This is a genomic window from Salegentibacter chungangensis, from assembly GCF_042678405.1.
Taxonomy (GTDB): domain Bacteria; phylum Bacteroidota; class Bacteroidia; order Flavobacteriales; family Flavobacteriaceae; genus Salegentibacter_A; species Salegentibacter_A chungangensis.
This window is the reverse complement of sequence record NZ_JBHTLI010000001.1, coordinates 2,046,840-2,066,801: the sequence shown is the minus strand read 5'-3', so window position 1 is coordinate 2,066,801 and position 19,962 is coordinate 2,046,840. Positions and strand designations below refer to the sequence as shown.

Here is a 19,962-nt window from a genome sequence, read left to right as displayed (position 1 = left end):
AATATATTATTTCTTATTGAAAGCTAATATGCTTTTTGATATTTCGTATAACGCTATGCCTGTTGCCTGTGCTACATTCATACTGCTGTTGTTTCCGTACATGTTGATATGCAGGGTTTTATGACTGTTTTCTAGGATATCTTCTTCAATACCGAAAGATTCATTCCCAATGACAAGCGCCAGCTTTGAACCGGGTTCATATTCAAAATCTTCCACAGGAATGCTATTCTTGGTAATTTCGAGAGAATAGATCAAATAGCCTGAATCCTTAAAAGATTTAACGGCGTCAAGACTATCTTCGTGGTATTCAAATTCCACATATTCGTGCGTATTTCTTGCCGTTCTTTTTAGCCTGTTGCTTTTCAGGTTTGGCTCATAGCCGCAGAAGACGATCTTCTCTATGTTGAAGGCATCGGCAAGCCTGAAAAGACTCCCAAGGTTAGCTTCCCCGGTGACATTATCTACAATAAGTGTTATGGGTAATTTCCGGGTTTCGAACTTTGACTCGTGGTGTGAGAGCTGTTTCTTCAATTTTCAAAAGCGTATTTAAGGATGTTCGCGCCCATTTTAAGAGCTTTAAGTCTTGTTTCTTCGGGATCGTTATGCACTTCCTGGTTTTCCCAGCCATCGCCAAGGTCACTTTCATAAGTGAAAAGACAGACCAGCCTGTCCTTCACAAAGATCCCAAAGGCCTGTGGGCGCTTGGCATCGTGTTCGTGAATCTTTGGAATTCCGTTAGGGAAATTATAAGCAGTACTGAAAATAGGATGATCTGCCGGCAATTCTTCCAGTTCCTTTTCAGGGAATAGCTTTTTGAGCTCCTTGCGCAGGTATTTTTCCATCCCGTAGTTATCGTCTATATGAAGAAAACCTCCGCTCATAAGATAGTTTCTTAGGTTTTCAACTTCCTGATCACTGAAATAGACGTTCCCGTGTCCCGTCATATGCACGAACGGGTACTGAAAAATATCGGTGCTTCCGGGGCTTACGGTTTCCGGTTTAGGATTTATGGCCGTTTGAATATTAGCATTTGAAAAAGCGATAAGATTAGGCAGGGATGTAGGATTTGCATACCAGTCTCCACCACCCTGATATTTAAGGAGCGCTATTTCCTGAGCAAAAAGACTATGGCTGAAGAGAAAAAATCCCGTCAGAACACACAATCTTAAATATTTGAACAGCTTTCCTTTCATCTAATCAATCTTCGTTCGTAAGGGCCACGGTAGTGCAGGCTACAATTGCAGCGGTTTCAGTCCTTAACCTGCTGTTGCCAAGACTTACCGGTTTCCAGTTATTTTTCAATGCTTTTTCGATCTCTTCAGAAGAAAAATCCCCTTCCGGGCCTATAAGAATAGTGGTTTTACTGCCCGGTTTAATTTCGTTTTTCAGGGACTTCCTTTCCTTGTCTTCTTCGCAATGAGCTATAAATTTAACCGAATCTTTTTCCTGTTGAATGAATTCTGAAAAATTCACAGGTTCATTCAGCTTTGGAAAACTGAAGTGCAGGGATTGTTTCATCGCACTCTGCAAGACCCTTTCAAAGCGATTCAGCTTCACCACTTTGCGCTCGCTGTGATCACAAATTACCGGAGTGATCTCCTGAACGCCGATCTCTGTTGCCTTTTCTAAAAACCATTCAAAACGGTCATTCATCTTTGTAGGCGCAACTGCCATATGTAAATGATAAGGAGGAGCTTTTTCCTTTTCTGCTTCCAGGACTTTGGCGACACATTGTTTGATATCGGCCTGAATTATTTCTGCCTTAAAAAGCACTCCTTTTCCGTTGGTCACATTAAGAATATCACCTTCCTTTTTCCGCAGCACCTTCACGATATGTTTGCTTTCATCCCGGGGGAACAGAATCTGGGTATCCGTTTCTGAAATTTCGGGATTATAAAATAACTGCATAATCTTAAATTTTATATCGTGCCTTTGCCGTAGTTGAAAAATCTGAAAATTCTCCTTTCAGGAATTTATAGTGTCCCACTATAGCAATCATCGCCGCATTATCTGTGGTATATTCAAATTTAGGAATAAAACATTTCCAGCCGTGTTTTTTCTCGGCTTCTTTTAAAGCATTCCTGATCCCCGAATTAGCCGACACACCGCCGCCAATGGCGATTTGTTTGATACCGGTCTCTTTGACGGCTTTTTTCAGTTTATCGGTAAGAATACCTATAATCGTATATTGGATGGAAGCGCAGATATCTTCCAGGTTCTCCTTGATGAAGTCGGGGTTATTCCTGGTTTCTCGTTGAATAAAATACAGTACTGCCGTTTTGAATCCGCTGAAACTAAAGTTCAAACCTTCTACCTTAGGTTTCGGGAATTTAAATGCCTTAGGATTCCCTTTTTGAGCATATTTATCTATCAACGGTCCGCCGGGATAGGGAAGGCCGAGGATCTTTGCGCTTTTATCGAAGGCTTCTCCCACGGCATCATCTATGGTTTCTCCAATCACCTCCATTGCAAAATAGTCAGAAACCTTCACGATCTGGGTATGACCGCCACTAATGGTGAGTCCGATAAAGGGAAATTCAGGCTGATCAAAACCATCTTCCTTAATAAAATGTGCTAAAATGTGGGCCTGCATATGGTTAACCTCAATAAGAGGAATATCCAGCCCCATCGCCAGGGACTTAGCGAAAGAGGTGCCAACGAGCAATGAACCCATTAATCCGGGGCCTCTTGTAAAAGCAATTGCAGATATGTCTTTTTTAACGATATTTGCTTTGGCTATTGCCTGATGGATCACCGGAACGATATTTTGCTGATGGGCCCTGGATGCAAGTTCAGGAACAACACCACCGTATTGTTTATGAACCTCCTGGGTGGCGACAATATTCGATAATATTTTGCCATTATGAAGTACCGCTGCGGCGGTGTCGTCGCAGGAAGATTCAATCCCTAAAATGTAAATATTTTGTGTTGACATTAAGAGTTATTGGGCATAGAATTTGTTAATATTGTGTTACAAAGTTAAAACTTAAAAGCGTATCAAAAAATTCTGGAAAATATTAACTAGAACAGTGGTTGCGCTGGTTTTACTTTTTATCTTGATCCTGATAATCTTCTCTATTCCTGCCGTACAAACATCGGTTGCAAGAAAGTTAACAGACTCCCTTAACCAAAAGAATAACATCAACCTTTCTATTGACAAGGTGAAGATTGGATATTTTGGCAAAGTTAAATTAAATAATGTCTATCTGGAAGATCATCACGGGGATACTTTAATTCACGCCGGTGAACTGAGGTCTTCGCTGTTAAGCCTATCGAGGTTAATGAATAATTCCCCTAATCTTGGGAAAACCGTCATCTGGGACCTTACCTTCAATATGACAAAATACAGGGGAGAGGAGAAGGATAACTTCAGCCTTTTCCTGGATAAGCTAAGAAAGGAGCCATCCGGAGACAGTACCGCCTTTACCCTTAATGTGAGTACGGTAGAGATCCTGAACAGCCATTATAACTATATAGACGAGGAGCTTGAAAACCCTGATGTGGTAGTGCTGGACAGCCTTAACCTTTTGGCTGAAGATCTGAAAATAGCCGGAGGTGAGATTAGTACTGAAATTCAGAAATTAAGCGGATATGAAAAGAGAGGCATTCCCATTGAGAACTTAAGCACCAGGTTTACCTATACCCCCACAAATATGGCACTTAAGGAATTTGTGCTGCAAACCGGGCCGGGAAGTGTGCTTAATGCCGATATTGATTTTACTTACACCCTTGAAGAATTTTCCGATTTTGAGAATAAGGTTAAAATTGATGCTGTTTTCGATCAGTCCACACTTTCGAGCAGTGACCTGAAAGGTTTTTATAATGGCTTCGGAAGGGGAGAATTACTGCATTTCAGTACCGATTTTAGTGGTTACCTCAATGATTTCGATCTAAAAAGCTTTGAACTGGAAGGACTGGACCGGACTTCTGTTTATGGAGAATTCAATGTAAAAGGTGCCTTTTCTGACCAGGGCAAAGATTTTAACCTTATCGGGGATTTTAATGAATTTACGATCAATTATTATGATCTCGTAAATTTTCTTCCGGGGCCGTTAGCGGGAAAACTTCCGAAAGACCTGAGTAAATTTGGAAGTGTACGGATGCAGGGGAACGGGATAGTGACCACCAACTCGGTAGATGCCGATGTGGATATCTCTTCCCAACTGGGTACAGCCAAGGCCGAGATGGTGTTAAAGAATCTTGATAATTCGACAAGATCTACCTATAAAGGGAATCTTATAGTGCACGATTTCAACATTGGACGTCTTGTAGAGAACGAGGCCCTCGGGAAGATCAATTTCGACCTTAATATAGACGGTAGCGGCCTGGACCAGGAAAATTTGGATACCGAGCTAAAAGGCCAGGTTTCACAACTTACCTACAATAACTATACTTATAAGGATATTCGGGTGATCGGGAACCTCAGGAACCCTGTTTTTAATGGGAATATGATCTCTAACGATCCGAATCTCCAGATGGAGTTCAATGGCCTTGCAGACCTGTCTGAAGATATAAATGTTTATGATTTTGAAGCATCGGTACAGTATGCTGATCTAAATGCCTTAAATTTCATTTCCAGGGATAGCATCTCTATTTTCAAGGGAGATGTGATAATGAATATGAAAGGGACTACGGTAGATAATGCTTTTGGAAGGATTATGCTATTAAATACTTCCTACCGCAACCAGAACGACCTTTATTATTTCGACGATTTTAGTATCACTTCAAGCTTTGAAGGCAATGAGCGAACCATTACCGTAAATTCACCCGATGTGATAAGCGGGGAGGTTACCGGAGAATTTAAATTGGCTGAAGTACGCCCCTTGTTCGAAAACTCATTGGGAAGCATTTATACGAACTATAAGCCTTCCACGATCACAAAAAACCAGTATATGGAATTTAACTTCGAGATCTATAATAAGATCGTAGAAGTTTTCTTTCCTAAGATCACCCTGGCGCCAAACACCCTCATAAAAGGAAGGGTAGAGTCTGACGAGTCTGAATTTAAGCTCAGTTTTAAATCACCGCAAATCGACGCTTTCGACAATATGTTTAAAGACGTTAATTTGCAGGTAGACAACACAAACCCCATCTATAACACATTCTTCGAATCTGACAGTGTTGCCACCGATCTGTATAGTTTTTCAGAATTCAGCTTCATCAATGTAACCCAGCGGGATACCCTATTTATTCGTTCAGAATTCCAGGGTGGCAAAGAGAATAATGATGTCTTTAACCTGAACCTGTTTCACACCATTAACAAAGAAAACAAATCTGTGGTGGGAATTCAGAAGTCCGATATCAAATTCAAGGGAAATGAATGGTTCCTGAACAAAGAAGCCAATAAAAGCAACAAGATCATTTTCGATAAGAACTTCAGTGAGATCGTGATCGATTCTTTGGTGATGAGTCATAAGAATGAAGAAATCAGGTTAAGTGGTTCTATGCGGGATACCACATACAAGAATTTTAAAATGGAGTTTGATAATGTGGATATCGGGAAAGTTACACCGGACATTGACAGCCTTGATCTTGCAGGAACCCTCAACGGGAAACTGAACTTACTTCAGGAGAATGGGGCATATTATCCTGCCACCTCTATGAGTATAGATTCCCTTACCATAAACCAGAACTTATTAGGAAAACTCAGGCTTGATGTTGAAGGAAATGAAAATCTTACTAATTATTCTGTAGATGCCACACTTAGGAAAGAAGGTTTTGAGTCCTTGAATGCAGTTGGAAATATAGATGTATCCGGAAATGAACCCACGATAGACCTTGATGTTAAGCTGGACGAACTAAGCCTTGCTGCATTCAGTCCTTTAGGGGGTGATGTGCTTACCGATATGAGAGGTTATGCTACGGGAAGGGCCAAGGTGATGGGTAATTATAAAAACCCTGATTTTTCCGGGCAGTTAGTCCTTGACGACGCGGGCTTAAATATCCCTTATCTTAATGTGGATCTGGACTTTATGGATCAGGCCGTGGTGAACCTTACCAAGCAGAAATTCGTTTTTGATAATATTGGCATCATTGATACCAAGTATAAGACTAAGGGAGTCCTTGACGGGAGCATTTCGCATAGGAATTTCTCTGAATGGATGCTTGATCTGGCTATAACTACCGACAGGATGCTTGTCTTGGATACCGAAGCCGATGAGGATGCCCTGTATTACGGAACTGCCTTTATAAGCGGGGATGCAAGCATTAAAGGTCCTACAGACGAGCTGGTGATAGATGTGAATGCCACCACAGAAAAAGGAACGGTTTTCAAGATCCCGTTAAACGATTCTGAATCTGTTGGTGATAATTCATTTATTCACTTTTTATCGCCTGAAGAAAAGGCCGCAAGAATGGCCGGAAAGGAAATTGAACTCCCGGATGTGAAAGGATTGGAAATGATCTTTGACCTGGATGTCACCAATGATGCTGAAGTTGAAGTAGTGGTAGACCAGACCAGCGGGAGTACCCTAAGGGGGCGCGGTGCCGGGAACTTATTGCTGGAGATAAATACCAATGGTAAATTCAATATGTGGGGTGACTTCGTGGTTTACGAAGGAGTCTACAACTTTAAATATGCCGGTCTGGTTCAGAAAGTTTTTAAGGTGGAATCCGGAGGTAGTATCAACTGGGACGGGAATCCTATGCAGGCCCAGCTTGATGTAAGCGCGATCTATGAACTTAATGCCAATCCTGCTGTTTTACTGGAAAATCCTTCTATAAACCGAAAGATCCCGGTAGAGGTGATCATCAACCTTCAGGGCCAGGTGGCGCAACCGGATATTACTTTCGATATTGAATTTCCTAATGCAAGTTCCGTGGTCCGTTCCGAATTGGAATACCGAATGGATGACCGGGCAAGTAAGGAACTTCAGGCTTTGTTCCTGGTAACACAAGGAGCTTTTTACAGCGAATTCGGACTTAGGCAGAATGCCATTACCGGTACTCTTGCCGAAAGAGCCTCCAGTATCGTGAACGATATCTTTGCTGATGATGACGGAAAGTTCCAGGTTGGGGTAAATTATGTTCAGGGAGACAGAACCCCAGATCAGCAAACCGTGGACCGTTTCGGGCTTACGCTTTCTACCCAGATAAGTGACCGTGTACTTATAAACGGCCAGGTTGGGGTGCCTATTGGCGGAGTGACTGAATCTATCATAATTGGGGATTTGGAGATCGATTTTCTGCTGAATGAGGACGGTACGCTACGCGCAAAGGTGTTTAACCGCGAGAACAATATTCAGTTTATTGGAGAGGAGATCGGCTTTACCCAGGGGATAGGACTTACCTATTCGGTAGACTTTGACACCTTTAAGGAACTGATCAGGAAAATAATGAATACCGAAATCGTAAAAACGGCGGCGGAAGAGGAACAGGAAAAATCTGCCAAGTCACTGGCTCCCGAATATATAAGCTTTCCGGAAGATGTTAAGGTGAAACAATAACCCAAATCACCGTCCTGCAGGTTTGTTATATTTTTTATAAACTTATCAATTAATCAGCCTGCTTCTATCAATAATTTAAAGAGACTTTGTAGCTTTATATAGCTAAATAACTTATATGGAAAATAATCGTATTAAGAAGATTGGCGTAATGACTTCGGGAGGAGATTCTCCCGGGATGAATGCTGCCATAAGAGCAGTGGTTCGTGCCTGCGCCTATTATCATATAAAATGTGTGGGCTTCGCCCGTGGATTTCAGGGAATGATAGACGGTGAATATGAAGAATTGAATGCGAGAAGCGTGAGAAACATCATTAACCTTGGGGGAACATTTCTTAAATCTGCCAGGTCTAAGGATTTCCTTACCAAAGAAGGGCGTGCCAAAGCAGCTGAAAATCTCAAGGAGGCTGAGGTAGATGGAATGATATTAATTGGAGGAGACGGTACCTTTCGTGGCGGAAAAGTATTTAGCAAAGAACACGGCATTCCTGTTATTGGCGTACCGGGAACTATCGATAATGATATCTTTGGAACAAATTTCACCATTGGTTATGACACCGCTTTGAATACGGTTGTTGAGGCTATCGATAAGATAAGGGATACCGCCAGTTCACATAACAGACTGTTCTTCGTTGAAGTTATGGGGCGGGATGCAGGCTTCATTGCTTTGAATAGCGGGATTGGGGCTGGTGCTGAAGAGATCCTGATCCCTGAAGAGAATCTTGGCCTTGAAAGATTGCTTGATTCTCTGGAACGCAGTCGTCGTTCCGGAAAAACCTCCAGTATCGTTGTTGTTTCAGAAGGCGATAAAATCGGGAAGAACGTTTTTGAACTTGCCGAATATGTTAAGGAAAACCTTCCAAGGTATGATGCTAAAGTGACTGTGTTAGGACATATCCAAAGAGGAGGTAGCCCAAGCTGTTTTGACAGGGTCCTGGCCAGCAGACTTTCCATAAAGGCAGTGGAGCTGTTATTGGATGGGAAGCGAGACCAAATGGTTGGAATGCTGAACAATGAAATTGAATCCTGCGACCTGGATAAAGCTTTAAAAAGTAAGCCGGTAATGAATAAGGACCTGCTAAGAATCTCAGATATATTATCTACCTGATCTATGAAAACAATTGCAATAATTGCCCATAACGGAAAGAAGGCCGAAATGGTTCAGTTTCTCAATGAACACAGGCAAACCCTGCAGTCTAAAGAAATAAACCTCATTGCAACGGGTACCACCGGGGCCAAGACCGAAGCTGCCGGTTTTGAGGTTGAAAAATTACTTTCAGGACCTATTGGCGGTGATGCTCAAATTGCAGCCCGGGTAGCCGAAGGGCTTATAGATATGGTGGTCTTCTTCAGGGATCCTTTAGATAAACACCCCCACGAACCCGATATTTTTATGCTGATGAGATTGTGTGATGTACACAATGTTGCGTTGGCAACAAACCCGGCGACGGCAAAGCTTCTTATCCAGGGAATTTAACAGCGATAGCGCTTATCTCAACATTTACGAATTTAGGTAAATTGGCTACTTCTACGGTTTCTCTTGCCGGTGCAGTATCGGCATCAAAATAACTACTGTAAACCTCATTGATCTTAGCGAAGTTGTTCATATCACTGATGAAAATGGAGGTTTTGATCACATTCTCAAAATCCATTTCGGCTTCATTCAAGATAGCTTTGAGGTTCTCCATCACCCTTTTGGTTTCCTGAGCAAGTTCGTTAGTCTCAAGCTCTCCCGTTTCCGGATTTATAGCGATCTGTCCTGATATGTATAAGGTGTTACCGGTCAATATAGCCTGGTTATACGGCCCTATAGGTGCCGGTGCATTCTTTGTTGTGATGATCTTTTTCATAATCTTGGAATTTATTAAAGGTTTCTGTCCGGTTCTCTTCGTTTATCATATTTAATATCACTAAGAACAGAAGACTTAATCCCGATAAAGAAATACCAGGAACGCCTCTGGCTAAACGGAACCCAGTTAAAGCTCATTCGCCACGAATCAAGGTCTCGTTGAAACCGGAGCTGAGTGTAAGTAAAGCCCTTTTCCTTGATGTCAAACCCGGAAGAAGCTCCAACGACCCATTTAGGGGAAAGCTCCACATCTCCTGAGAACATAAGGGAGTGCGAGGTGATCTCATTCTGCCTAGCAGTATTATTGTAGGTCATTGTATAAGACAGCCTGATATCCCACGGAATTTTATAGTTATACCATTCGTTGTCTTCTTTCTTTTCATCGTCACCAAATTTATCCTCATCTTCGTAAAAAGTTCCATCAAGGTCGGTACCCTTCCCAAAGAGGTCATCACGACGCCCACCATTCCTGTAACTCTCATTCTCTATATTATCTTCAGTCTCTTCTCCGTCCTTTTCAAAATCCTTACTCGAAAAGGAATAGCCAAAGCTCACATTCGCGTTGGTAAACCTGAAAAGACTACCGCCATTATTAATGTTAAGCTTATCTATCCTTCGGTTATTGTTGTCCAGGGCATAGATGTCGAGGTTACCCGCGAGGTTAATATCCAGTTTGTTGTCGATGATCGGGATGCTTCCGCGAAGAGCGATAGGAGAGAGGCGAAGTGAATCTCTGGACAGGCTGTAGGAAGTGCTCATACTAAAATTATTCAGCAACTTGATCTTTTTAGGCTCGGTAGCCGTACTGTCTTTTGAGCGCACCTTTGCTTCCAGGGTATTACTGATGTTAAGCCCAATAGAACTTGAAAACAACCTGCCGGGTGCTCCATACAGCGTTCCGTCAAAACGGGAATAATCTACCAGGGCGATATCGTCAGGGTTTGCAGGATCAGGCCTCTCGTAACTATCAAAATACTGATCAAAGCCGGGATTTAAATTATAACTTATGGAAGGTCTCATCACGTGCCTTATAGCCTGTATCTTTTTATCCTTCCCGAAGCTCTTCATCCCGTAAACGGTGGTTCCTATGCTTGAACTGAAACCATAAGTACGGTAAGAATCGAATTCATTTATAGTGTCGGTCACTACCTCATTTGTTCTTTCATCAAAAGACTTTTCAAAGGTCTTTAGCACCCAGGTTTCATTGTAATTGGCGCTTGTGCTGACGCTAAGGTATTTGAATAACTTGAAATTGGTGGAAACCGGAATGGTATGTTGCGCCCCCACATCTGCAGTCTTGAACATTCCCGGTTTGAAAAACAGAGAGTCTGTAGTATTGATCCTGTTCTCGGCCCTGAAATTATACTGAAGGTTGATATTTTCTATGATCCCCTTTTTGGCCCCCACTTTGGGAGCGAAAGGATAGATTCGCGACATACTTGCCTGAATAGTTGGCAGGCTCATATTTATGCTTTGCGTCCTGGTGTTCTGGGAATGCCTTGCAGCGATACTAAGGTTCACCTGCGGGTCTCCTTCAAAGGTCTTGGAATAGGAAACCGAAGAGCTTAAAGTATTGTTCAGGAAGTTAGCGGTGTTGGTTTGATTGACCGATTCCTGATAATAAGTACTACTCCCAAGGTTTACCGAAGCTGAAAATCTGGAACTCGGATTTGCCTTGGAATCCTGGCTGTGAGACCACCTGATATTATAAACCGACCTTTCTGAATAATCCGGAAAGCCACGCTCACTGGTGAGCAGCTTTTCATATCGCAAACTAAGGTTCCCTCTGAATTTATAGCGTTTCGCATAATTCGATTCCATTCTTAGAGCATAGCTCCCGTTGGTATAATAGTCACCCAGCACAAGGAGGTCCGCATAATCGCTGATGGCAAAGTAATACCCCCCGTTCTGAAGGTTGTAGCCGTAGCGGCTGTCTCCAAAAGAGGGAATAATAAAACCCGAGGTCTCTTCTTCGGTTAAAGGGAAATACCCGAAGGGCAGGCCAAGTGGCGTAGGCACATCGGCAATGTACATATTCACCAGTCCTGAAACGATCTTTTTATCCGGAACAAATTTTATTCGTCTTGCATAGAAGTAATATTCAGGGTCTTCTACATCTTTTGAGGTGGTGAACTTCACATTCTTCATAAAATACACCGAATCGTTCTCTCTTTTAGTGACCTCTCCTTTCACGTTGAACTGGGCTTCCTGGGTTCTTGAATTATAGACCAGGGCTCTTTCCGTATCAAAATTAAACCGTATGGAATCGGGTTCTACCGTTCTTTGAGCCTGTGTAAATACAGGTCTTTGAGAATAAGCTCCTGTAGAATCCGGAATTCCGTATGCATAGACTTCATTTTTATTATTATCAATAATAATATGCCCTGCCTGAATGATCATATCCTGGTAGGTGATTTCGGCCTCATTATAGAGATACATTTTATTCTCTTTAGCACTAAGGCGCATATAATCTTTGGCCTTATACTTGACCACATCGGTAATTAGCTGGTTGCCCTGAGGCTTGATGCTGTCCTGGAGGATACTGTCCTGCATCTTAATGGTCTTTGCCAGGGGGAGAGAATCGCCAACATAGACCAGACTGTCACGTTCAGCCTGAACCTCGATACCGGAATCATTATTAATTTCCTGAGCTGTTAGAAACACTGGGCTCAGGAGTATAAAAATGCAGCAAAAAAGTATATTGGGTATATTTGTTTGCAATGCTTTAAGTGCTATTTTTGTACAGAATGGCTTGCTTTTTGCGATTTCAAAAATACATATATTTTTCCGGTTGTTATTTGTGAACCCGGGAAAAATAGTACTTAAAATAAACAGCCCAATCTAGCGTTACGTATTTATGAGAACGAACTTACTTAATCTTTTCGTATTAATTACAATTGTAATCGGCTTTAGCCAAAATGCTTACCCCTGTACAGAACCTCCCAGAGACAGGTTTGTAGTTGTTCTTGATGCCGGCCACGGCGGAAAAGATACCGGTAACATCGGGAACGGATATCGTGAAAAGGATATCGCTTTAAGTATTGTTCTTAAGGTGGGAGCCGAACTGGAAAAACAAGAAGGTGTAGAGGTAGTGTACACCAGGGATTCTGATGTGTTTATTCCGCTTGAAAAAAGAGGGGAGATCGCCAACAATGCCAATGCCGACCTTTTTGTTTCCGTTCATTGCAACGCCCACAGTTCACAGGCCTACGGGACAGAGACTTTTGTGCTTGGTCTTCACAGGAATGAAACCAATTTTGAAGTTGCAAAGCGGGAGAACTCCGTGATCTATCTTGAGGAAAATTATGAGGTTACCTATAGCGATTTCGACATAAATTCGCCTGAATCGTTTATTGGTCTTACCATCATGCAGGAATCCTACCTTGACCAGAGTATTATCCTGGCCGACCTTGTCCAAAAAAAGTTTACCAATAACCTGAAAAGAAAGAACAGGGGGGTGAAACAGGCAGGGTTCATTGTGCTTCACCAAACATATATGCCCAGCGTACTTATTGAGACCGGTTTCCTTACCAACGACCATGAAGGGGCTTTTCTGAACAGTACCAACGGAAGGTCGAAGATAGCAGGCGCTATTACCAGTGCAATTATGGATTACAGTGAATCTATTAACCTTAATACTCTCAGCAACATCTCTGAACATCATCCGGAAGGCAATGCCGGAATTGAACAGAGAAAAGACCCGGTTTATGACGGGGTGACCTTTAAAGTTCAGCTGGCTGCAGGCTCTTCTAAATTGGATACAAAACCTTATAATTTTAAAGGTCTGGAAAACGTAATGAGGGAGAAAGAAGGTAAATTATTTAAATATTACCTTGGAGATACTTCAAACTATATGAAGATTCAGGAGCTACACCAGCGGGCTCAAAAACAGGGATATCCGTCAAGCTATATCGTTGCCTTTAAGGATGGAAGGAAGATTACAGTTAATGAGGCGTTAAAATCTAAGCTTAAATAGGGGCACTTTTCTATTTTTATTTCTAAATTTGTGCATATCCTAAAAAAATAGCTTTTGAAATTTACTAAAGAGGTTAAGACCGCCCTGCTAGCTATAGTTGCTATCCTAATGCTTATTTTCGGTTATAGTTTCCTCAAGGGGAAGAATCTCCTGGAGAACAGCAGGACTTTTTATGCCGTTTATGATGATGTAGAAGGCTTATCACCCTCTTCAGCCGTAACCATTAACGGGCTTAAAGTTGGGCAGGTTACCAATATAGATTTCCTTAACCGGGAAGGTAAACTTCTTGTAACCTTTACCGTAGAGAACGAATTTCCTTTTTCAAAGAACAGTATAGCTGAAGTTTACGGAGGAGGGCTTATTGGCGGGAAATCTCTTGCGGTTATACCTACCTACGATGAAGCAAGTGTGGCTAAATCCGGAGATACGCTGAAGAGTCGAACCGATACCGGGATAATGGAACTGGTGAATGAAAGACTGACCCCTCTTCAGGAAAAACTTGAGAACACCGTGGTTAGTGCCGATTCTCTGCTTAGCTCACTTAATAGGGTGCTTGATGACAGTACCCGTCATAATATTCAAAATACATTTGAAGATCTTAGTGTGACCGTAAGTTCTTTTAAAGGAACCGCAATAGCCCTTGAAGATATCGTTGAGGGCAATCAGCAAAAACTGGACAGAACCTTCACCAATCTCGATGAAATGTCCACTAATTTTAACCAATTTAGCGACACGCTATCCCAGGTGAATCTTAAACAGATGACAACCAATCTTGAGAATGTGATCGCCGATTTTGAACAGGTTTCCAATAAGCTTTCCAGCGGAGAGGGCACGGCAGGAAAACTGCTTAATGACGATAAGGTGTATAATAACCTTGACAGAGCTACAAAACAGCTGGAACAACTTCTGCAAGACATCAAACTGAATCCAAGAAGATATGTTCGTTTCTCTTTATTTGGGAAGAAACCAGCGCCTTATGAACCACCAAAGGATTCTTTAAAATAACCAACTATGCAAATTCTTGCTCAAATTTTATTCTTAGTCGCCCTGGTGGCGGGAATAGCCTTTTTTGTACGTAATGTTCGCAGACTGATCCGTAATATCAAACTCGGAAAAAAGATTGACAGAACAGATCATCCCAAAGAACGTTTCAATAAAATGGCAAGAATTGCGCTTGGCCAGAGCAAAATGGTACGCAAACCCGTGGCAGGTTTTCTTCACGTTATTGTTTACGTAGGTTTTGTGATTATCAATATTGAAGTTCTGGAGATCATTATAGATGGTCTATTTGGCACTCACCGTATCCTGTCTTTTATGGGAGGTTTTTATGATGCACTCATCGCATCTTTTGAAGTATTGGCCTTTCTGGTACTTGTGGGGGTTATTGTTTTCTGGACAAGAAGAAACATTAATAAGATTAAGCGATTCTGGAGTCGTGAAATGAAGGGCTGGCCTAAGAACGACGCTAATTATATACTTTACTTTGAAATGGTCCTTATGGCCCTTTTCCTTACAATGAACGCTGCAGACTATCAGCTTCAGTTGAATGGTGCTGCGCATTATGCACAGGAAGCCGGTATTACAGGTTCTTTTCCTATAAGCCAATTCTTACTGCCGTTAATTGACGGGTTTAGTAACGCTACACTTGTAATTATTGAAAGAGCTGCGTGGTGGCTTCATATTTTAGGGATCCTGTTTTTCCTGAATTACCTGTACTATTCGAAACACCTGCACATTCTGCTGGCATTTCCGAATGTTTACTATTCAAAACTTCAGCCTAAAGGAGAACTTGATAACCTTGAGGCAGTTACTAACGAAGTAAAGTTGATGATGGATCCCGATGCCGATCCGTTTGCGGCTCCCGCTGAAGATGAAGGCGACGAACCGGAAAAATTTGGAGCTTCAGATGTAATGGACCTTAACCAGGTTCAGCTTCTTAATTCCTATACCTGTACCGAGTGCGGCCGCTGTACGGCTGAATGCCCGGCCAACCAGACAGGGAAGAAACTTTCTCCTCGTAAGATAATGATGGATACGCGGGACCGTTTAGAGGAAGTAGGGGAGAACATCAATAAAAACGGCAAATTTGAGGATGACGGTAAGATGCTTCTTGACGATTATATCCAGAGAGAAGAACTTTGGGCCTGTACCACCTGTAACGCCTGCGTGGAGGCCTGCCCTGTGGGAATAGACCCATTATCTATTATTGTTGATATGAGAAGGTATCTGGTAATGGAGCAGAGTGCAGCTCCAAACGAACTGGCCATTGCGATGACCAATATTGAAAACAACGGTGCTCCGTGGCCTTACAACCAGATGGATCGCCTTAACTGGGCAAAAGAGAATTAAAAAACATTTAAGTCTGCCCAAGAGCAGACCTGATAATAAGATTTTTAAACAAAAGTATTATGGCAGAAGCAATCAAGGTTCCAACAATGGCAGAATATATGGCCGAAGGCAAAAAACCTGAAGTTCTATTTTGGGTTGGCTGTGCCGGTAGTTTTGATGATCGCGCCAAAAAGATCACGAAAGCCTTTGTAAAATTATTACACAAAGCCGGTGTGGATTTCGCCGTTTTAGGAACTGAAGAGAGTTGTACCGGAGATCCTGCCAAGAGAGCCGGTAATGAATTCCTTTTTCAGATGCAGGCAGCAACCAATATTGAGGTGCTTAACGGCTACGAAATTGAAAAAGTGGTTACGGCCTGCCCTCATTGCTTTAATACCCTTAAAAATGAATATCCTGCTTTGGGCGGTAATTATGATGTGATGCATCATACCCAGTTCCTGAAATCTCTCCTGAATGAGGGCAAGCTTAAAGTTGAGGGTGGAAAATTCAAAGGGAAAAGAATTACTTTTCACGATCCTTGCTACCTTGGCCGTGCAAACAATGAGTATGAAGCTCCCCGGGACCTGCTTCGCAAACTTGAAGTGGAACTTGTAGAGATGAAGAAATGCAAGCGGGACGGACTTTGTTGTGGTGCCGGAGGAGGACAAATGTTCAAGGAGCCGGAAGCGGGTAATAAAGATGTTAATATCGAACGAACCGAACAGGCTCTGGAAGTAAAACCGGAGGTTATTGCCGCAGGTTGTCCTTTCTGCAATACAATGATGACAGATGGGGTTAAAGGCAAGGATAAGGAGGACGACATTGCTGTTATGGATGTCGCTGAACTTATTGCAAATGCTGAAGATCTTTAACAGCCTCAATTAAAAGTTAAAGCCATTACTATTTTTGAAGCTAAGCCTTAAATAAATTAGCTTTGTAGCAGTTTAATTTAAGCACCTTATGTACGTAGAATTCGATACTTTACCCGATAGTTCAAGGATATGGATCTATCAGGCCAACCGTTCTTTTACCGATGAAGAACTGGTGGAAATAAAAGCCAAATTAGAGCAATTCATAGAACAGTGGACCGCTCACGGTGGCTCCCTGAAAGCTTCCTATGAGATCAGGTATAAACGCTTTATCATCCTTGCCTTAGACCAGGACTTGAATGCAGCTACAGGTTGCTCAATAGATGCTTCCGTTCAGTTTATTCAGAACCTGGAAAAGGAATATGGGGTTGATCTTCTCGATAAGATGAACGTATCTTATAAGCAAGGAGAGTTCGTGGCGTATAAAAGCCTTGCCGATTTCAAGAAGATGGCAAAGAACAAAGCCGTTTCCCCAAAGACCATAGTGTTCAACAACCTGGTAAATAATAAGGGTGAATACCTTGAAGCCTGGGAAGTACCTGCAGCAGAAAGCTGGCATAATCGCTTTATGAATTAATGAAATTAAGAGCAGCCCCTACATCACTCTTTCTTCTTCTAGCCTTTTTTACACTGAACTTATCTGCCCAGGTGGGCCCGCTTACCACACCTGACTTTTCAGCTCAGCAAAAATGGGTGGATAGCCTGTATTCTGAAATGACGCCTAAAGAAAGGATTGGTCAGCTTCTTATGCTAAGCGTAGAATCCGGTGGCCCCGAAAGGTATATTGACAGTGTAAGAAAGAATATCAGGGAAAACCATATTGGCGGAGTCATCTTTTCCAGAGGGACTCCAAAGAAACAAGCCATTCTTACCAATGAATTTCAGGAAATAACTGAAGTGCCCCTGCTTATAGGGATGGACGCAGAATGGGGGCTGGCTATGAGGCTCGATTCAACATTTGCTCTTCCCTGGAATATGAGCCTGGGAGCTATTCAGGATGAATATTTGATTGAAAAGGCTGGCGCAGCAATTTCAAGACACGCTAAAAGGCTGGGGGTGCATATTAATTTTGCACCTGTAGTAGACATCAACACCAATCCCGAGAATCCTATTATCGGGAACAGGTCTTTCGGGGAAACCAAGCAAAATGTAACAAATAAATCGATCGCGTTTTTAAAGGGAATGCAAAGAGAAGGGATCATTGCCGTTGCCAAACATTTTCCCGGGCACGGTGATACTGACAGTGATTCTCATAAAACCCTTCCTTCAGTTTCCTTTTCAGGATCAAGGATAAAGAATATTGAACTTTACCCTTACCGGGAACTAATTGCGCGTGATATATCAGGGGTTATGGCTGCCCATCTTAATGTGCCTGCATTTACAAAAGAAAAAGACCTGCCGTCCTCATTATCGAAACCGGTAATCACAGATTTATTGAAAAAAGACCTTGGTTTTAAAGGTCTTGTTTTTACAGATGCCCTAAATATGAAAGGAGCCTCCAATCATCTGAACAGTGGAGATCTGGAGGTGGAAGCTTTTCTTGCTGGTAATGATGTTCTTTTAATGCCTGAGGATGTACCCGCTGCAGTGGAAAAATTAAATGAGGCCTACCAGGAGAACCTGATTACTGAAGAGAGACTGGAGGCTTCCGTAAAAAAGATCCTTGCTGCGAAATACAAGGCTGGCCTGTATAACCTAAAACCTGTAGATACTTCATTTCTCTATAAAGAACTGAACACGGTTAAGGACAGTGTTCTGTTTGAAGAATTAACCGAAAATGCGATCACCCTTGTTAAGAACAATTCCGGACTTCTTCCCATAAAGGACCTGGATGAACAAAAGATCGCCTATGTTAATTTTGGTGATGCCGAAGGGAGCCCGTTTTTGAATCAGTTAAGGAAGTATGCTAAGGTAGACTGGGTAAGATCTTCGAATTTAGACAGTCTTCTTAACAAGCTTGAAGATTACACCAAAGTGATTATTGGCTTTCATAAACCGGACAGGAGCCCTTGGTCCTCGTACAAATTCTCTGAGAATGAACTCACCTGGATACAGGCCATTGCCAGAAGTAATGAGACTATACTTAGTGTATTCACAAGACCATACGCGTTACTGGATTTAAAGACGACTTCACAATTTGAAGGGATTTTACTGGGATACCAGAACAATCGGGTTGCGCAACAAAAGACAGCCCAGGTAATCTTTGGAGGGATAGAAGCAAAAGGAAAGCTGTCAGTTAGTCTTGGTAACCAGTTTCCTGCCGGTACGGGTTATTTTACCCCTGCTACAAGATTAGCATACGGTTCTCCTGAAAGTGTCGGGCTTAACTCCTATAAACTTAGAAAGATTGATACCATTCTCAGGGAAGCTATAGACGGAAAGATGGCGCCTGGAGTCCAGATGCTGGTCGCAAGGAAAGGAAAGGTCGTTTTTCAGCGGAATGTGGGTTATCACACCTACGAAGAGAAAACCCCGGTTACCGATACTTCGGTTTACGACCTTGCTTCAGTTACAAAGATTCTGGCAACTTTACCGCTTGTGATGCAACAAGTGGAAGAGGGAGTAATAGATTTTGACACCAACCTGGGAGAATTAATTCCCTCTCTAAAAAACTCCAACAAAGAGCATATCAGGCTTCAGGATATGTTAATGCACTATGCCCGCTTTAAGAGCTGGATCCCTTTTTATGTGCCAACTATAGATCCGGTTACAAAAAAGCCATCTCGCCTGTATTATAAGGATTCAGCTACTTCAGAATTTAGCACTAAGGTGGCTGACGAGATGTATATCAGGAACGATATGCAGGATACCATTGTAAGTATTATACGAGATAGTGAGCTTGAAGAACAACTGGAATACAGGTACAGTGATCTTCCTTTTTATCTTTTAAAATATTATCTTGAAAACTATTATGATTCTACCTTGCATAAGCTAACGCAGGAGGAATTTTATAAACCTCTGGGGTCATACCATACCGGATATTTGCCCATAGAACGCTTTTCTCCGGAACAGATAGTGCCAACCGAGATCGATAAATTATGGAGGCGACAAAAAGTGCAGGGTTATGTTCACGACCAGGGAGCTGCAATGCAAGGAGGAATTGGAGGTCACGCAGGTTTGTTCAGTAATGCCAATGATGTGGCTAAAATTATGCAGATGTACCTAAATGGAGGAAGTTATGGGGGCGATGAATTCTTTAAACCTGAAACTATATCTAAGTTCAATACCTGTTACTACTGCGAAGAAGATGTAAGGAGAGGTGTGGGTTTCGACAAACCACAACTCGAAAAGGTTGGCCCTACCTGTGGTTGCGTGTCTATGGCCAGTTTTGGACATAGTGGATTTACAGGGACACTGGTGTGGGCAGATCCTGTTGAAGAAATAGTTTACGTATTTTTGTCTAACCGTACTTTCCCGGATTCCACTAACAGGAAACTTATAAGGGAAGATATTAGGTCGAGAATACAGGAAGTTATATATGAATCTATAGATTTTTAA

Annotated in this window: 15 protein-coding genes; 9 read left to right on the top strand and 6 right to left on the bottom strand. The window is 42.2% G+C overall.

Going from position 1 to position 19,962, the window contains the following annotated elements; genetic code table 11:
- Positions 1 to 6 precede the first annotated feature (6 nt).
- Genes ACFQ3Q_RS09385 through tsaD form a run of 4 tightly spaced genes read right to left on the bottom strand, consistent with a single transcriptional unit; the run spans position 7 to position 2,935 of the window.
- Positions 7 to 531 carry a TrmH family RNA methyltransferase gene (locus ACFQ3Q_RS09385; RefSeq protein WP_380745117.1) on the bottom strand — a complete coding sequence of 175 codons (525 nt, stop codon included), beginning with the start codon at positions 529 to 531 and terminating at the stop codon, positions 7 to 9.
- A complete protein-coding gene (locus ACFQ3Q_RS09380; protein ID WP_380745115.1) occupies positions 528 to 1,193 on the bottom strand; it encodes a DUF4159 domain-containing protein in 666 nt (221 codons plus the stop codon). The genes ACFQ3Q_RS09385 and ACFQ3Q_RS09380 overlap by 4 nt, the downstream gene beginning before the upstream one ends.
- Before the next feature lie 4 nt (positions 1,194 to 1,197).
- Entirely contained in the window at positions 1,198 to 1,908 is a 711-nt protein-coding gene (locus ACFQ3Q_RS09375) for a 16S rRNA (uracil(1498)-N(3))-methyltransferase (RefSeq protein WP_380745114.1), read from the bottom strand.
- 4 nt (positions 1,909 to 1,912) lie between these two features.
- Entirely contained in the window at positions 1,913 to 2,935 is a 1,023-nt protein-coding gene (gene tsaD, locus ACFQ3Q_RS09370) for a tRNA (adenosine(37)-N6)-threonylcarbamoyltransferase complex transferase subunit TsaD (protein ID WP_380745112.1), read from the bottom strand.
- Between the two features lie 121 nt (positions 2,936 to 3,056).
- On the opposite strand from tsaD, the gene ACFQ3Q_RS09365 reads away from it, so the two are divergent.
- The 3 genes from ACFQ3Q_RS09365 (at position 3,057) to ACFQ3Q_RS09355 (ending at position 8,919) form a co-directional block, all read left to right on the top strand.
- Complete coding sequence (locus ACFQ3Q_RS09365) at positions 3,057 to 7,445, top strand: translocation/assembly module TamB domain-containing protein (protein ID WP_380745111.1); 4,389 nt, start codon at positions 3,057 to 3,059, stop codon at positions 7,443 to 7,445.
- Between the two features lie 115 nt (positions 7,446 to 7,560).
- A complete protein-coding gene (gene pfkA, locus ACFQ3Q_RS09360) occupies positions 7,561 to 8,550 on the top strand; it encodes a 6-phosphofructokinase (protein WP_380745109.1) in 990 nt (329 codons plus the stop codon).
- 3 nt (positions 8,551 to 8,553) lie between these two features.
- Positions 8,554 to 8,919 carry a methylglyoxal synthase gene (locus tag ACFQ3Q_RS09355; RefSeq protein ID WP_380745107.1) on the top strand — a complete coding sequence of 122 codons (366 nt, stop codon included), beginning with the start codon at positions 8,554 to 8,556 and terminating at the stop codon, positions 8,917 to 8,919.
- Here ACFQ3Q_RS09355 and ACFQ3Q_RS09350 read toward each other — a convergent pair.
- Complete coding sequence (locus tag ACFQ3Q_RS09350; protein WP_380745105.1) at positions 8,903 to 9,292, bottom strand: RidA family protein; 390 nt, start codon at positions 9,290 to 9,292, stop codon at positions 8,903 to 8,905. The two genes, ACFQ3Q_RS09355 and ACFQ3Q_RS09350, sit on opposite strands and share 17 nt — an antisense overlap.
- Positions 9,293 to 9,306: 14 nt before the next feature.
- The gene (locus tag ACFQ3Q_RS09345) at positions 9,307 to 11,955 is read right to left on the bottom strand and encodes a putative LPS assembly protein LptD (RefSeq protein ID WP_380745104.1); all 2,649 of its coding nucleotides are present in this window, start codon (positions 11,953 to 11,955) and stop codon (positions 9,307 to 9,309) included.
- Between the two features lie 193 nt (positions 11,956 to 12,148).
- Here ACFQ3Q_RS09345 and ACFQ3Q_RS09340 point away from each other — a divergent pair, with 193 nt between their 5' ends.
- The 6 genes from ACFQ3Q_RS09340 (at position 12,149) to ACFQ3Q_RS09315 (ending at position 19,962) form a co-directional block, all read left to right on the top strand.
- Positions 12,149 to 13,267: an N-acetylmuramoyl-L-alanine amidase family protein gene (locus ACFQ3Q_RS09340; RefSeq protein ID WP_380745102.1), complete on the top strand. Its 1,119-nt coding sequence runs from the start codon at positions 12,149 to 12,151 to the stop codon at positions 13,265 to 13,267.
- Positions 13,268 to 13,321: 54 nt separating this feature from the next.
- Positions 13,322 to 14,272, top strand: a complete 951-nt coding sequence (locus tag ACFQ3Q_RS09335) for an MlaD family protein (protein ID WP_380745100.1) — start codon at positions 13,322 to 13,324, stop codon at positions 14,270 to 14,272.
- A gap of 6 nt (positions 14,273 to 14,278) precedes the next feature.
- Positions 14,279 to 15,616 carry a 4Fe-4S dicluster domain-containing protein gene (locus tag ACFQ3Q_RS09330; RefSeq protein WP_380745099.1) on the top strand — a complete coding sequence of 446 codons (1,338 nt, stop codon included), beginning with the start codon at positions 14,279 to 14,281 and terminating at the stop codon, positions 15,614 to 15,616.
- 59 nt (positions 15,617 to 15,675) lie between these two features.
- Complete coding sequence (locus tag ACFQ3Q_RS09325; RefSeq protein ID WP_380745098.1) at positions 15,676 to 16,467, top strand: (Fe-S)-binding protein; 792 nt, start codon at positions 15,676 to 15,678, stop codon at positions 16,465 to 16,467.
- 88 nt (positions 16,468 to 16,555) lie between these two features.
- Positions 16,556 to 17,041: an ABC transporter ATPase gene (locus ACFQ3Q_RS09320; protein WP_380745096.1), complete on the top strand. Its 486-nt coding sequence runs from the start codon at positions 16,556 to 16,558 to the stop codon at positions 17,039 to 17,041.
- Complete coding sequence (locus ACFQ3Q_RS09315; protein WP_380745094.1) at positions 17,041 to 19,962, top strand: glycoside hydrolase family 3 N-terminal domain-containing protein; 2,922 nt, start codon at positions 17,041 to 17,043, stop codon at positions 19,960 to 19,962. Before ACFQ3Q_RS09320 ends, ACFQ3Q_RS09315 begins: the two co-directional genes overlap by 1 nt.

What these genes read in the sequence shown, in the direction of transcription:
- ACFQ3Q_RS09350 (WP_380745105.1), bottom strand. Translation starts at nt 9,292, where the DNA reads ATGAAAAAGATCATCACAACAAAGAATGCACCGGCACCTATAGGGCCG.
- ACFQ3Q_RS09325 (WP_380745098.1), top strand. Translation starts at nt 15,676, where the DNA reads ATGGCAGAAGCAATCAAGGTTCCAACAATGGCAGAATATATGGCCGAA.
- ACFQ3Q_RS09330 (WP_380745099.1), top strand. Translation starts at nt 14,279, where the DNA reads ATGCAAATTCTTGCTCAAATTTTATTCTTAGTCGCCCTGGTGGCGGGA.
- ACFQ3Q_RS09315 (WP_380745094.1), top strand. Translation starts at nt 17,041, where the DNA reads ATGAAATTAAGAGCAGCCCCTACATCACTCTTTCTTCTTCTAGCCTTT.
- ACFQ3Q_RS09380 (WP_380745115.1), bottom strand. Translation starts at nt 1,193, where the DNA reads ATGAAAGGAAAGCTGTTCAAATATTTAAGATTGTGTGTTCTGACGGGA.
- tsaD (WP_380745112.1), bottom strand. Translation starts at nt 2,935, where the DNA reads ATGTCAACACAAAATATTTACATTTTAGGGATTGAATCTTCCTGCGAC.
- ACFQ3Q_RS09340 (WP_380745102.1), top strand. Translation starts at nt 12,149, where the DNA reads ATGAGAACGAACTTACTTAATCTTTTCGTATTAATTACAATTGTAATC.
- ACFQ3Q_RS09320 (WP_380745096.1), top strand. Translation starts at nt 16,556, where the DNA reads ATGTACGTAGAATTCGATACTTTACCCGATAGTTCAAGGATATGGATC.
- pfkA (WP_380745109.1), top strand. Translation starts at nt 7,561, where the DNA reads ATGGAAAATAATCGTATTAAGAAGATTGGCGTAATGACTTCGGGAGGA.
- ACFQ3Q_RS09355 (WP_380745107.1), top strand. Translation starts at nt 8,554, where the DNA reads ATGAAAACAATTGCAATAATTGCCCATAACGGAAAGAAGGCCGAAATG.
- ACFQ3Q_RS09375 (WP_380745114.1), bottom strand. Translation starts at nt 1,908, where the DNA reads ATGCAGTTATTTTATAATCCCGAAATTTCAGAAACGGATACCCAGATT.